This is a genomic window from Streptomyces sp. C10-9-1 (genome assembly GCF_024497955.1).
GTDB classification, from domain to species: Bacteria; Actinomycetota; Actinomycetes; order Streptomycetales; family Streptomycetaceae; genus Streptomyces; species Streptomyces sanyensis.
Genome location: NZ_JANHKP010000002.1, coordinates 172,638 through 187,797 on the forward strand (window position 1 = coordinate 172,638; position 15,160 = coordinate 187,797).

4 protein-coding genes (1 of these 4 running past the window's edge) are annotated in these 15,160 nt (G+C 76.5%); all 4 read left to right on the forward strand.

The window, feature by feature from the left end; genetic code table 11:
* Tightly spaced (each overlapping or abutting the next), the 4 genes in view from NPS70_RS03290 to NPS70_RS03305 form a layout consistent with a single transcriptional unit that may run on beyond the window.
* On the forward strand, positions 1 to 12,609 hold the 3' portion of the coding sequence (locus NPS70_RS03290) for an SDR family NAD(P)-dependent oxidoreductase (protein ID WP_305885390.1). Its footprint begins 7,422 nt before the window's first position; the window shows 12,609 of its 20,031 coding nt (coding positions 7,423-20,031); its start codon lies off the left edge, out of view; it ends in the stop codon at positions 12,607 to 12,609.
* On the forward strand, positions 12,606 to 13,607 hold the full coding sequence (locus tag NPS70_RS03295; protein WP_256522397.1) for an LnmK family bifunctional acyltransferase/decarboxylase: 1,002 nt from the start codon (positions 12,606 to 12,608) through the stop codon (positions 13,605 to 13,607). Before NPS70_RS03290 ends, NPS70_RS03295 begins: the two co-directional genes overlap by 4 nt.
* Entirely contained in the window at positions 13,604 to 13,909 is a 306-nt protein-coding gene (locus NPS70_RS03300) for an acyl carrier protein (protein ID WP_256522398.1), read from the forward strand. Before NPS70_RS03295 ends, NPS70_RS03300 begins: the two co-directional genes overlap by 4 nt.
* Complete coding sequence (locus NPS70_RS03305) at positions 13,906 to 15,153, forward strand: hydroxymethylglutaryl-CoA synthase family protein (RefSeq protein ID WP_256522399.1); 1,248 nt, start codon at positions 13,906 to 13,908, stop codon at positions 15,151 to 15,153. The genes NPS70_RS03300 and NPS70_RS03305 overlap by 4 nt, the downstream gene beginning before the upstream one ends.
* The last annotated feature ends 7 nt before the right edge of the window (positions 15,154 to 15,160 follow it).

Below are 15,160 nucleotides of genomic sequence, written 5' to 3' on the forward strand. Positions count from 1 at the left end.
GCGGCCGGCATCGCCGGGTTCCTCAAGGTCGTGTGCGCGCTGAAGCACGGCTGTATCCCGCCCACGCTGCACTTCTCCGGGCTCAACCCGGAGATCGACGCCGCGCGTGCGCCCTTCGACGTGGTGACCGGGCCGGTGCCCTGGCCCACCGGCCCCGACGGGCCGCTCGCGGGTGCGGTCAGCAGCTTCGGGTTCAGCGGGACCAACGCCCACGCCGTGCTGACCGCGGCCCCGGAGGCGCCGGGAGCGGACCGCGCGCCGGTGACGGGGACGACGCGGGAGCTTCCCGTCCCCGTGTCGGCGCGCACCCGGGACCAGTTGCGGGACCAGGTGCGGCGGCTTGCCGACGCGGTGACGGACCAGCAGGACCTCGCGGCGGTCGGCCGCGTCCTGGCACTGCACCGCTGGCACTTCCCGCAGCGCGCCCTCTTCGTCGTGCGCACCCTTTCCGAGCTGCGCGAGCAGGCCCGCGCCTGGCTGGTCCACGCTGCCGCCGAGCCGCCGCGCGCGGCCTCCCCGGCGGTGCGGCGGGCGGCCGAGGCGTATCTGGCGGGACGGGACGCGGACTGGTCCGCCGTCTACCCGGTGCAGTCCGCTCCGGCACCCCGGCGGCCGGGCCTGCCCACCTACCCCTTCGCGGGCGTCCGCCACTGGATCACCGCGGGACCCGGGTCCCCCGAGCCTCCCGCGAAGCCGGTGGAGCCGGTGGAGCCGGTGGAGTCGGTGGAGCCCGTGCCGGCCGGGTCGTCCGCCGCCGGGGAGCTGCTGCTGCGCCGCCCGGTCTGGCGTCCCCTGGGGGCCGGGCCCGGCGTGCCGCGGCCCCCGGCCGGCGGAGCCCGCGTCCTGCTCGCTCACGACCCCGGCGCCGCCGGCCTCGCCGAGGCCCTGGCCGAGCGGCATGCACGGGCGGGCGACGCCGTCGTACGGCTGCCGCTGGATGCCGCCGTGCGCCCGGACCCGGGCGGCCCCTGCGACGTCCTGTACCTGCTGGCCGCTCCCGCCCGGGAGGACCGAGGTCCCCGGGAGCCCGTGGATCCGCCGACGCTCGCCGCGTTCCGGCTGCTGAGGAGCATGCTGGACGAGGGCCAGGGCCGACGCCCGCTGAGCCTGCGCGTCGCGGTCCACGGCATCGTCGAGGCCACCGCGGGTGAACCCGTCCGCGCCCATGGCGCCGGGCTCGTGGGGCTGGCCCGCGCCGCCGCCGCCGAGCACCCCTCGTGGCAGTGCGTCCTCACCGACCTCGGCGCCGAGGAGCCGCCTGCCACGGCGGCGGACCACGCGGACCGCCTGCTGTCCGCCGGGCCGGGCACCGCGCTGGTCGCCTGGCGTGACGGCCGCCCGTGGACCAGGGAGTTCCTGCCACTGCCCGCCACCGGAGCGTCCGCCGCGGAGGAACGGCCCGCGTTCCGGCACCAGGGGTGCTATCTCGTCGTCGGGGGCACGGGGGGCCTGGGACGTGCGGTGAGCCGTCACCTCGCGGCCGGACACGCCGCCCGCCTGGTGTGGCTGGGCCGCCGGCCCGTTGACGACCCCGGGGTGACGTCCGCGATCGCCGACCTGGAGTCGCTCGGCGGCCGGGTGCGCTACGTGCCGGGCGACATCGCGGACCCCTCGGCGGTGCGCTCCGCCGTCTCCGAGGCGCACCGGGCCTTCGGCGCCCTGCACGGTGTGGTTCACGCGGCCGGGGTCCTCCGGGACCGTTCGCTGGCCCGGATGACGGAGGCCGAGTTCACCGGGGTCTTCGCCGCCAAGGCCGCCGGGGTCACCGTGCTCCTGGACGCACTGGCGGAGGAGCACCCGGACTTCTGCGTCTTCTTCTCCTCCGCGGCGTCGTTCGTCGCGGCGGCCGGCCAGGGCAACTACGCCGCGGCGGCGACGTACCAGGACGCCGTGGTGCACGCGGCCGCGCCGCGCTGCCCGTTCCCCGTCCAGGTGATCAACTGGGGCTACTGGGGCAGCGTCGGCGCGGTCGCCGACGAGCGCTACGCCCGCGCGTTCGCCGGGCTCGGCGTGGGGTCGATCGAGCCCGGTGAGGGTGCCGTCGCGCTGGCCGAGGTGGTGTCGTCCGGTGCGGGACAGGCCCTGGTGATCAGGGCGGACCCGGCACGGATGGCCGAGCACGGGATGCCGCTGGGCGGCTCCCCGGCCGCGCCGGAGACCGGAGGCGCCGAGCCGGTCGGCGACGCCGAGGCCCTGCCCCGGGTGCGGGGCTATCTGCGCGGCGCCTTCCGGGACGTCCTGAAGTGTCCCGACGAGGACCTTCCCGACCGGGAGCCCTTCGAGAACGCCGGCATCGACTCCATCACCGGGACGGAGATCCTCGACCGGCTGTCCGAGGATCTCGGTGAGCTCCCCGCCACCCTGCTCTTCGAGCACCTGACCATCGAGCAGCTGGCCCGGCACCTGCTCGCGGAACGCCGGGACCCCGTGCTGCGGGCCGCCGGACTCGTGGGCGCGGCGGAACCGCGCCCGGCCTCCGCGCCCGCCACGCGGGGGGCCGCCGCACCGCAGGCCGCGGCGCGGGGCGCCGCCCCGGCGGTGGCCCCCGTGTCCCCGGCGCCGGAGGAGCCGTCCCCCGCCGACATCGCCGTGGTCGGCCTGACCGGCCGGTACCCCGGCTCCCCTGACCTCGACGCCTTCTGGCGGAACCTCGCCGCCGGGGCCAACTGCGTCGGGGAGGTCCCGCCCGACCGGTGGGACTGGCGCGAGTACTTCGACCCGCGGCGCGGCACCCCCCAGCGCACGTACGGCAAGTGGGCCGGTTTCCTCGACGGGGTGGACCGCTTCGACCCGCACCTCTTCGGCATCCTGCCGCGGGAGGCGGCGGCGATCGATCCGCAGGAACGGCTGTTCCTGGAGAGCTGCTGGACCCTGCTGGAGGAGAACGGGTACGCCGGGCCGCGCAGCCGCGTACCGGAGACCGGTGTCTTCGTCGGCGTCATGTACGGCTCCTACGGCAAGCTGGCCGCCGCGCAGGGCTGGCCGCGCGGGGAACTGGCCGGTGCCCACTCCGCGTACTGGTCCATCGCCAACCGGGTCAGCTACACCTTCGACCTGTCCGGGCCCAGCATGGCGGTGGACTCCGCCTGCTCCTCCTCGCTCACCGCCGTCCAGCTCGCCTGCGAGAGCATCCGGCGAGGCGAGTGCCGCATGGCCGTCGCCGGGGGGGTCAACCTGATCCTGCACCCCGCCCACCTGGTCGCCCTGGCCGGTATGAACATGCTGGCCGGGGGCGACGGCTGCCGCACCTTCGACGCGGCGGCCGACGGATACGTGCCGGGCGAGGGCGTCGGGGCCGTCCTGCTGAGGCCCCTGGCCGACGCCGTCGCCTCCGGCGACCGCGTCTGGGGCGTCATCAAGGCGGGGATGTCCAACGCGGGCGGGAAGACCAGCGGGTACACCGTGCCCAACCCCAACGCGCAAGCGGCCCTGGTGGCCGAGACGATGCGCCGGGCCGGGGTCGAGCCCCGCACCCTGAGCTACGTGGAGGCCCACGGCACGGGCACCGAGCTCGGTGACCCCATCGAGATCGCCGCGCTCACCCGTGCGTTCGGAGCGGACCGGGAGGCGGAGCGACGGGCCTGGCTGGGGCGTCACTGCGCGGTCGGCTCGGTGAAGTCCAACATCGGCCACCTGGAGGGTGCCGCGGGGATCGCGGGCCTGACCAAGGTGCTGCTCCAGCTCGCCCACCGCCGCCTGGTGCCGTCCGCGAACCTGGACCGGGTCAACCCGAAGATCCCCTTCGCCGACTCCCCGTTCCGGCCCCAGACGGAGCTCGCCGAGTGGACCCGGCCGCGGGTGCGCGGCGCGGACGGCGACGAGCGGGAGTACCCGCTGCGGGCCGGCGTCAGCTCCTTCGGCGCGGGCGGTGCCAACGTGCATCTGGTGGTCGAGGAGTACCCGGCGCGGGAGCCCCGCCCCGCACCGCACCCGGACACGGCGCCGCGCGGCGCCGAGCAGGTCTTCGTCCTCTCCGCGCGCACCGGGGAGCGACTGCGCGCGTACGCGGGGCGGGTGGCCGCGTTCCTGACCGGGACGGCAGAGGCGGATCCGGCCGGTGCCACGGGTGCGGCCACTCTCCGGGAGCTGACCTGGGCCTCCCAGTACGGCCGCCGGGAGTACGGCCACCGGCTCGCGGTGACCGCCGCCTCGCGGACGGGACTCGCCGGGCTGCTCGCGGCGTACGCCGACGGCGGCCCGACGCCGCCCGGTCTGCGGACCGGGACGGCGACGCGCGGGGGAACGGCCGAGTGGCAGGGCCAGGACCCGCAGGAGGCGGTCACGGCGTGGCTCGGCGGGGCCGATGTCGACTGGGCCCGGCTGTGGCAGGCCCCCCTGCCGCGCCGCGTCTCGTTCCCGGGCTGCCCGTTCGAGCACGGCGGCTACTGGCTGCCGGGCGACGGGCCACTGGCCCGAGCCCACACCCGGGACGCCGCCGGGGACGCGGGACCGGGCACCGCCGCCGCGTCCCGCACCCGGGTCGCCGCCGGGGACGCGGGACCGGGCACCGCCGCCGCGTCCCACACCCGGGACGCCGCCGGGGACGCCGGACCGGGCACCGCCGCCGCGTCCCGCACCGTGACCGACGCGGGAGGGCCCCGGCCGGAACGCTGCCGGCTGCTGCGGCCGGTCTGGGAGCCCGCCGGCGAAGACGACGCGGCGGAGGGCGCGGGCACGCACCCGGCGGGGAACGGCGAGGGCACCGGGACGGTGCTGATCCTCACCGCGGACGCCGGACTGGCGGCGGCGCTGACCGCGCGCTGCGAGGCCGAAGGACACCGGGCGGTCCCCGTGCTCCCGGTGCCGCCCGGCACCGCGGAACCGGCGTCCGGTGCCGGACACCGCCACGTCCTGCGCACCGGCGACCCCGAGGACGCCCGCCGGCTGGTGCGGGAGCTGGACCGCGCCGGCCTGGTGCCGGACGCGGTGGTCTGCTGCCCGCCGGACGGCCCGGACGAGCTGTCCACCACCGCGCTGCCCGGGCTGCTGCGCCAGGGCCCGGAGCCGTTCCTCCAGGTGCTCACGGCCCTGCTCGCCACCGCGGGCGGGCCCCGGGACCTGCGGGCCGTCTACGGGTACCGGGCCCCGACGCCGGGCTCCCGGCCCTATGACGCCGCCATGGCCGCGGCCCTGCGCGGACTGGCGCTGGAGCACGGCCGGTTCGGCGCCGCACGGCTGGCCGTCGAGGGCGCGGACGCCTTCCAGGACCCGGACCGCCTGGCCGGCTGGCTGCTGGCCGAGCTGGGACGGTGCCGCCCCGGCGAGGCGGCACAGGTGCGGCGCCGGGGCGGGCGGCGACAGACGCGGGGGCTTCTCCCCGTCGAGTCCCCTGCCGCCGGCGGCCCCACGGTGAGCGCGGGAGCCGTCTATCTCATCACCGGCGGAACCGGCGCCCTGGCCCGCCACTTCGCCGCCCACCTGGCGGCCCGAGCCCCGGTCACGGTGATCCTGGCCGGGCGCTCGGAGCCCGGCCGAGCCGCCCGGGAGCGGTTCGCCGCGCTGGCGGCACCGGGCAGCACCGTCCGGTACGAGCAGGCCGACGTGACCCGGCCGGAGACCCTGCGCGCGCTGGTCGACCGTGTCGCCGCCACCGACGGGCCGCTGCGCGGGGTCGTCCACGCGGCCGGGGTCACCCGGGACGCCCGGCTGGTGGACAAGTCCCCCGAGGACTGGTCCGCGGTGCTCGCCCCCAAGGTGCTGGGCACGGTCGCGCTGGACGAGGCGACGCGGGAGCAGCCGCTCGACTTCTTCGCGCTCTTCTCGTCCGTCGTCGCGCACGGCGGAAACCCGGGCCAGGTCGACTACGGCTACGCCAACGCCTTCCTCGACGAGTTCGCCGAGCGCCGGGAGCGGCTTCGCGCGGCGGGCCTGCGGCCGGGCCGGACCGTCTCCCTGGGCTGGCCGCTGTGGGAGGAGGGCGGCATGACGGTGGACGACGCCACCCGCACCCTGCTCGAACGCCGCTGGGGGATGGTGCCGCTGGCCACCGCCGACGGGCTGTGGTGCTTCGACGCCGCGCTGGCCGGCGAGGACGCCTGCCTCGCCGTCACGGCGCCGGCTCCGCAGGAGGCCGCCCCCGTGCCCCCCGCACCCGTCGCCCCCGTGCCCGCGGCCCCCGTGCCCGCGGCCCCCGGCCCGTCGCCACGGGCGACGGGCGCCGAGGAGGCCCCGACGCCGTGGAGGCCGGTGGCGGAGGCCGAACGCGAACTGCGTTCCATGGCCGCGGGCTTCCTGATGGTGGAGCCCGGGGAGGTGGACCTCGACCATCCCCTGCTGGACCTCGGCTTCGACTCCATCACCCTCACCGAGCTGATCAACCAGGTCAACGAGACCCATGGCCTCGACCTGCTGCCGACCGTGCTGCTGGAGTGCGCCGACCTCGCCTCCTTCGCCCGCTATCTGGCGGACCACCACGCCGACGCGCTGGCCCCCGCTGCCGGGAGCCCGAGCGCGGCCGAGCCGGAGGCGGAGGACACGGCCGCCCCCGCGGAGGACGGCGGGGCCGTCCGTGGCACCGCCGCCGCTCCGCACGGCGGCTCAGGAGAGGGCGCGGGCGGCCCGCGCACCGCACCGGACCGGATCGCCGTCATCGGCATCGCGGGAGTGCTGCCGGGGTCCGCCGACGTCCGGGAGTTCTGGCGGCACCTGGACGCCGGGCGCCACCTGGTGACCGAGGCGCCCGGCAGCCGTCCCGGGCTCGCCCGGCCCGGGGGCACGCCGTGGCGGGCGGGCTTCGTCGACGGGGTGGACCGCTTCGATGCCGCGTTCTTCGGCATCGCCCCCCGCGAGGCCGAGCTGATGGACCCCCAGCAGCGGCTGTTCCTGGAGACGGCCTGGCAGGCGATCGCCGACGCCGGGTACCGGCCCTCCGAGCTGGCCGGCACCGACACCGGCCTGTTCGCCGGTGTCTCGACCTCCGACTACGCCGATCTGATCGCCCGCGGTGGCGTACCGGTGGCCGCGCACTCCGCCACCGGGGTGGCGCACGCCGTGCTCGCCAACCGCGTCTCCTACCTCCTCGACCTGCGCGGCCCCAGCGAGTCCGTGGACACCGCCTGCTCCAGCTCCCTGGTGGCACTGCACCACGCCGCCCGGGCCCTGGCTTCCGGTGAGTGCGGGATGGCCCTGGCCGGCGGCGTCAACGTGCTCCTGAGCCCTGCGCTGTTCAGCGCCTTCCAGCAGTCCGGGATGCTCAGCGCGGACGGACGGTGCAAGACCTTCGACGCGTCGGCGGACGGCTATGTCAGGGGCGAGGGCTGCGGTGTCGTCCTGCTCAAGCCGCTGGACCGCGCGCTCGCCGACGGCGACCACGTCTACGGCGTGATCAGCGGCACGGCCGTGGGCCACGGCGGCCGGGCGGGGTCCCTCACCGCGCCCCGGCCCGAAGCCCAGGCCGACGTGCTGGTCCGTGCCCATCTCGCCGCCGGGACCGATCCCGACACCCTCACCTACCTGGAGACGCACGGCACCGGCACCGGCCTCGGCGATCCCGTCGAGACCGAGGGCATCCGCCGGGCGCTGCGTACCCTGTACGCCGCCCGGGGCCGTGAGATGCCCGACGGCGGCGGCCGACTGGCCCTGGGCTCGGTGAAGACCAACATCGGCCATCTGGAGGCGGCGGCGGGCATCGCCGGGGTGCTCAAGGTGCTGCTCTCCATGGAGCACGGGCGGCTCGCCCCCACCCTGCACCTGGACCGGCTCAACCCGGCCATCCGCTTCGGCGGCACCCCGCTGCGGGTCGTCACCGAGCCCGAGCCGTGGGCCCCCGTGCCGGGGCCGGACGGGGAGCCGGTGCACCGGGCCGGGGTCAGCTCCTTCGGCTTCGGCGGCACCAACGCCCATGTGGTGCTGGAGTCCGTCCCGGCGGCACCGCGTTCCCGGCCGCCGCACGCACCCCGGCCCATCGTGCTCTCGGCACCCACGGCCGGGCAGCTCACCGCGTACGCCGGACGCCTGGCCCGGTGGCTCACCGCGCACCGGCCCGACCTCGACGCGGTGGCGCGGACGCTGCAAACGGGCCGTGACCCGTGGCCCGAGCGCCTCGCGGTGGTCGCCGACGACACCGGGACCCTGGCCCGGACCCTCGCCGACGTGGCGGCCGGACACACGCCGGAGGGCGTGTGCCGGGCCCGTGCCACGGCCGGCGCGCCCCCCGCCGAGGGGTACGGGGATCCCCGGAGCCTGGCCGCGGAGTGGGTGGCGGGCCGGGCGGTGGACTGGCCCAGGCTGTGGGACGGGGCGCTGCCGCCCAGGACCCCGCTGCCGGTCTTCCCGCTGGCCCGGACCCGCCACTGGCTCCCGGAGCCGGCGGAAGCGCCGGGCACCGGCCCCGCACCGGCCGTCCTTCCCCCGTCCCCGTCCCCCGCACCGGCGCCGACGCCGCCGTTCCGCCAGGAGGCCGAGACAGACATGCGCCCCGCAACCCCGTCCCGCCCAGGCCCTCGGGGCCGCAGGGTCAGACTGGCACCGCTGCCGGCGACACCGGAGCCGGACGGTGCCGTGCCGGCTCCCGCCGCCCGGCCGCCCGAGCCCGAGCGCGCGCCCGAAGCGGTCGCCGCGTTCGGGCCCGGCCCGGGCCCGGCCGGCGACGCCGGGATCACCCGCACGGTCCTGGAAGTGCTGTCCGCCGTTCTCGGCATCCCGGCGGGCGAGATACCGCACGACCGGCCCTTCGCCGACCTCGGCCTCGACTCGGTCTTCCGGATGGACGTGGCCCAGGCCCTCAACAGGACCTACGGCCTCGACCTCAAGGCCGTGGAGCTCTACGAGCAGGACACGGCGGCCCGGCTGGCCACGCATGTCCGCGACGCCCTGGGCGCTCCGACTCCGCCTTTGCCCGCGGCCACCGCTCCGGCGCCCCCGCCCGCGCCACCCGCACCCGTGGAGCCCGGTGGTGCGGGCACCGGCCGGGAGGAGGTGCTGCGGCTGCTGACGGAGGTGGCCGGCCGCCCCGTGGACGCCGGACGCACCTTCTCCGAGCAGGGCTTCACCTCCTTCGACATGCTCCGTGCCGTCAGCGCACTGGAACGGGACTTCGGCGCCCAGCGCAAGACCCTGCTGTTCGACCACCCCACCGTCGCGGACCTCGCCCGGCATCTGGGCGGGCGGGTTCCGGGGCGCCGCCGGACGTCGCCGGCCCGTGGCTCCGTCACCCCCGCCTCCCCCGGTGACGGCCCCGGTGCGGGCGACCCGGGCGGGCCCGGGCCCCTGGTCGTCGCCAAGCGGGACCTGCCCGCCCGGGCACAGGACGCCGCGCTCGTCGCGGAGCTCGACCGGCGGCACGCCAAGGAAGGCGGGCTGCCCGGACGGGACATCGCCCCCTTCGTCTTCCTCGGCTCCCGCCGCAGGGCCTACTTCCACTTCTCCCAGCGGAACGGCTCCCTGCTCGCCTGGAGCTACGTGGGCTCCTCGGACGCCCTGCCCGAACTGACCCGGGAGTGGTTCGAGCACGCCCGCGCGCACGGGCTGAAGCCCAACCAGCTCTCCATGGTGCGGCTGGAGGAGGCGGAGGGGATCGCCTGCACGGCCACGCCGTTCGGTGTGGTGCAGCGGCTGGAGGACATCCGGGAGTTCTCCCTGGAGGGCGGCCGGATGCAGCGGCTGCGTCACCTGGTGGGCAGGTTCGGGCGCCGGCCGGGCACCCGCACCGAGGAGTACACGATGGGCGCCGACCCCGACACCGACGCCGAGATCGTGACCCTGGTCGACCAGTGGCGCGCCCGCAAGGAGGCCGCCGGGAACGCCGTCAACCCCTACGTCACCACGGTGCGCGACGAGCTGCGGCGCGGCGAACTGGGCGAGCGCCACCGCCTCTTCCTCACCTGGGCCGAGGGCACCCTGTACAGCGCCGTGATCATCACCCGGATCCCCTCGGAGCCGGGCCATCTGCTCGACCTGGAGTTCTACGCCGAGTCGATGCCCCCGGGCGGGCTGGAGTTCACCCTCGTCCACGTCATCCGGTTGCTGGCCGACGAGGGATGGACGCTGTTCAGCTTCGGGGCCAGCTTCGGTGTGCGGCTCGACTCCTCGGCCAACGCGGATCCGGTGGCCGAGCAGGCCCTGGCCGACCTGCGCTCGCGGGGCGTCTTCACGGGCGAGGGCAACTTCCGCTTCAAGAACAAGTTCCGGCCCGTGAACCTGCCGCTGTACCTGTGCCGGCCCGCCGACGCGGACCCCACGGACGTCTCCGAGATCATCCTGATGATCGCCGACCCCGATGTGGCGGATCCGGACGAGGCCCGGCGGACCGGCCCGGCGCCGGCGACCGGCACGGTTCCGCTCGCCGAGCCCGCCGAGTTCGCCGAGCCGGGGGAGCCCGCCGAGCCCGCCGAGCCCGCCGAGCCGGGGGAGCCCGCCGAGTTCGCCGAGCCGGGGGAGCCGGGAGAGGACGAGCGCGCCGTGGCCGCCCGGGAGCGACGGCTGGCCGCCGCCGGGTACAACCCCTTGCGCATCCCCTCCCACGAGGCCGAGTTCGACCTGGTCACCGACTCCTGGGCGGAGCTCGACACCCCCGTGGTGGCCGAGGCCGTGGCCGCGCTCCGGCGCCGCGCCGCCACCCGCGTCGCCCCGGCCCCCGGAGAGCTGGCCTACCCGCCGTTCGCCCACGCGGTGGCCACCGGCCAGGGGCGCTCGGCGGAGGCGCTGCTGTGCCGCGCCTGGCCCGGCCCGCGCGGCCTGGTGGCCCGGAACGACCTCTTCCCCACCTGGGGGCTGAACCTGCTGGAGCACGGGTACACCCCGCTGACCGTGCCCACCGCGCCGCCCGCGGAACCCGGTTCACCGTTCCACGCGGACCTGGACACCGAGGCACTCGACCGCGAACTGGCCGCGCACGCCGGGGAGGTGTCGTTCCTCTGCGTGGAGGCCAGCCCCAACGCGGCGGGCGGGGCGCCGCTGTCGCTGGCGGGACTGCGCCGGGTGCGGGAGACGGCGGACGCGCACGGCGTTCCGCTGGTCCTGGACGCCACCCGGCTGCCGGAGAACGCCGCGGCCGTCGGCGACCACGAGCCCGGGCAGCGCGGCCGCCCGCTGTGGGACATCGCGGAGGAGTTCCTGGGCCTGGCCCACGCCGTCACCCTCAGCCTCTCCAAGGACTTCGGGATCGACTGCGGCGGACTGGTCGCCACCAGTGACCCGGACCTGTTCGCCGCCGTCCGCGAGGACATCCGGCTCCGCGGCTCGGAGGCCGGTGCGGCCCAGCGCCGTCTGATCGCCGAGGCGATCGCCGACCGTTCCGGGACCGCCGAGCGGGTGACGGCACGCCGGGACGCCGTACGGGCCCTGTGGCGGGAGCTACGGGACGCCGGACTGCCCGTGCCGGAGCATCCCGGCGCCCACGCGGTGCTGCTGGACGTCGCCCGCATGGCCACCACGGGGCCGCTGCGCCACCCGGGGCCCAGCTGGCTCGCCTGGCTGTACCGCACCACGGGCGTCCGGGCGGCCCCGCACCTGGCCGGCGGCTCCGGAGGCGGTGTCCCGCTGCGGCTCGCGGTCCCGGCGGGGCTCCCGGCCGCCGCGGCGCGGGAGGCGGGCCGCCGCATCGCCCGGCTGGGGGCCGCCCCGCAGCCCGTCCCGGACCTGGTGCCCGTCGAGCCCTCCGCCGCACCCGGGGACGCCCCCGCCCACGCGCCGGACGGCGTCTACTACCCGGCGGGCCGGCTGCCCGACGACGTGCGGACCGCGATGGAGGAGGGGCACCAGCCCCGGAGCGAGAACCACGCCGTGCTGCGCACCCACCAGCCCGCGGTGGAGCGGCACCTCCTGCCCGCCCCGGGCGGCCAGGTGGAGGCGTTCACCGCGGGGTCCGGGACGCCCCTGGTGCTGCTCCATCTCTTCAACGTCGGGGCGGGGTTCTTCGCGCCGCAGTTCGCCGGACTCGCCGACCGCCACCGGGTGATCTGCGTGCACCACCCCGGGGTGGGGGAGACCACCGCGGCGTCCGATCTCTCCGTCGAGGGGCTCGCCGACCAGCTGCGCCACGCCCTGGCGGGGCTCGGCGTGGAGGGCCCGGTGCATCTGGCGGGCGCGTCCTTCGGCGCACTGCCGGCGATGTCCTTCGCGCTGCGGCACCCGGAGGAGACCGCCTCGCTCACGCTCATCGGCGGTTCCTACAAGGTGGGGAACCGGCGCGGGGAGATGAACCGCCTGTCCCTGGTCGCCCGGGAGGACTTCGACCGGCTGCTGGACCAGCCGGGGACGGAGGAGACCGCGGCGGAGCGCGAGCGGCTGGAGGAACTGCTGCTGCGCTGCGAGAGCCTGGACCCGAAGACCGGGCTGCGCTACCTCGACGAGTTCGAGGCCGCGCCCGACCTGCTGCCCCGCCTGGAGGGCCTGCGCACCCCGACGCTGATCGTGCACGGCCGGCACGACACGGTGGTGCCGCTGAAGACGGCGCATCTCCTCCACGGCCTGCTGCCGGACGTCCGCTTCCACGAGTTCCCGGACGCCGGGCACTTCCCCAGCCTCACCCGGGCCGAGCGCTTCGGCCGGATCCTGACCGAGTTCACGGCCGCACAGGACGCCGCACAGGACGCCGCACAGGACGCCGCACGGGACGCCGCGCGGGCTGCCGCCCGTCGCACCGCCGGAGCGAAGGGCGCCGCGTCATGACGCCGGCACCGGCTCCGGTCCCGGCGGCCGGTGGCGCGCTGCCGCCCGGGCCGGACCGGGAGCGGGTGGACGCCGCCACGGTGCGCCGCCGGCGCGCGGTGACCCCGGGCATGTGCGGGCCCTCGGCCCTGCTGCTGGGCCGCATCGGCGACTGGACCTGGGAGACCGTCGCGGACGTGTGCGAGCTGGACGTGCTGCGCGCCCGCAACGAGTCCGGGGACCCCGCCTACCTGTCCTTCTTCTACTACCGGGTGCGCGGCAGCCTCGGCTACCACCTGCGCAGCCCGGGCTTCGGCGACCGGCTGGACATCCTCTCGCGGGTGTTCGGCTTCGGCAGCGAGTCCGTGCACACCGTGCACCGGATCTCCGACGAGTCCCGGGCGCCCGCCCTGCCGCCGTTCCTGGAGCCGGACGACTTCTACGCGCCGCCGCCCCCCGGCTGCCTCCACGCCGAGACCTTCAACCGCTGGGTCTCGCGCGGGCGGGCCGGCAGCAACCGCGGGCTGCACAGGGCCTCGCCGCCGGGATTCCGCCACGGCCACCTGCCCCGGCTGCCCGAACGCCACTCGCCGCGTCTCGCCTACGGCCGGGCGCGCTCGCTGCTGACCTTCGTGGACGACCCCGCCCGCCCCTGCCGGGTGGTGGCCGAGGACCTGACCGCCACGCACACCGTCGATCCCGTCAGCGACCTCAACGGCGTCGGACTGGTCTACTTCGCGGCCTACTTCACCATCGTCGACCGGGCCCTCCTGGCCGGCTGGCGGGCCCTCGGCCGGGCGGAGCCGGACTTCCTCGCCCGAGCGGTGACCGACCAGCAGATCTGCTACCTCGGCAACGCCGACCCCGGCACCCGCCTGGAGACCGCGGTCCGGGTGCGGGCCGCGGTGTCCGGTCCCCCGACGGAGGTCTGGGACGCGGTGGTGCGGGACGCCGGCTCCCGGGAACTGATCGCCGTCTGCACCCAGCTGGTGCCCACGAACCCACAGGAGGAGCGATGACCGCAGCGGAACGCACGCCCCCGGCGACGCCGCCGGAGCACGCCGCGAGGACGGAGGCCGACCGGGCGCTGCGCGAGGTCATCGCCGCGATCCTGCCGGCGCTGCCCCCGCAGGAGGTGGTCCACACCCGGCACCTGAAGGACCTGGGAGCCGACTCGGTGGACCGGGTGGAGATCATCGCCGGGGTCACCGCACGGCTCGGTCTCGACGTCCCCATGGGGCGGTTCAGCGACATCCCCGACATCGGCGCGCTGGTCGGCTTCCTCGCCGACTGCCTGGACCGGTCGCGGCGGACGGCATGACGGGCGCCGCGCCCGCCGTCGGCATCGAGGCGCTGAACGTCTACGCGGGGCTGGCGGCCGTCGAGGTGGCCGACCTGCTGGCCGGACGCGGCCTGGACCCGGCCCGGCAGGACAACCTCATGCTCGACCGCCGCTCGGTGGGGCTGCCCTGCGAGGACCCGGTGACCAACGCCGTCAACGCCGCCAAGCCGCTGCTGGACGCGCTCGCGCCGCGGGAGCGGGCCCGGGTGGAACTCCTGGTGACCTCCACCGAGTCGGGTGTGGACTACAGCAAGTCCGTCGCCTCCTATGTGCACCACTACCTGGGGCTGCCGGCCACCTGCCGCGTCATGGAGGCCAAGCAGGCCTGCTACGCGGCGACCGGAGCACTTCAGCTCGCCGCCGGCTATGTCGCCTCCGGCCTGTCGCCCGGCGCCAAGGCCCTGGTGATCGCCACCGACGTGGCCGTGGTGGACGCCTACGCCCAGTACGCGGAACCGGCCACCGGGCACGGTGCGGTGGCCCTGCTCGTCGGTGACGAACCGCAGGTGCTCGCCCTCGACCCCGGGGCGTTCGGTCTGCACAGCTACGAGACCCTGGATTCGGCCCGCCCGGCTCCGGACCAGGACGTCGCGGACGCGGACCGCTCCCTCTTCGCCTATCTGGACTGCCTTGACCGCAGTTTCGCCGACTACGCGGACCGGGTGGAGGGCGCCGACTTCGGCGCCACCTTCGACCGGCTGGCGCTGCACACCCCGTTCGCCGGACTGGTCCGCTCCGCGCACCGGAAGATGACGCGGGAGTGGACGTCCCTGAGCCCCGGGGACGCGGGGGCGGACTTCGACCGCCGGGTGGCGCCCTCGCTGGCCTATCCGCGGCAGGTCGGCAACCTCTGCTCCGGATCGGTGTACCTGGCGCTGGCCTCCTCGCTGGACGCCGTGCCCTGCGTCCGCCCGGAACGGGTGGGCCTGTTCTCCTACGGCTCCGGTTGCGCCTCCGAGTTCTTCAGCGGGGTGGTCACCGGCGAGTCGGCCCGGGCGGTGGGCCGGATGCGGATAGCGGAACGGCTGGCCGCGCGCCGGATCATCGACTTCGCCGAGTACACCCGCCTGCTGAAGGTGACCCGTTCCTGCCTGGTGCCGGAACGGAACCGCGAGGTGAGCCGGGAACTCTGGGAGGACTACCTCGACTCCGGGGAGCGCGCCGGGGACCTGCTGGTGCACACCGGGGTGACCGACTACCACCGTACCTACGCCTGGAGTTGAGGGACCG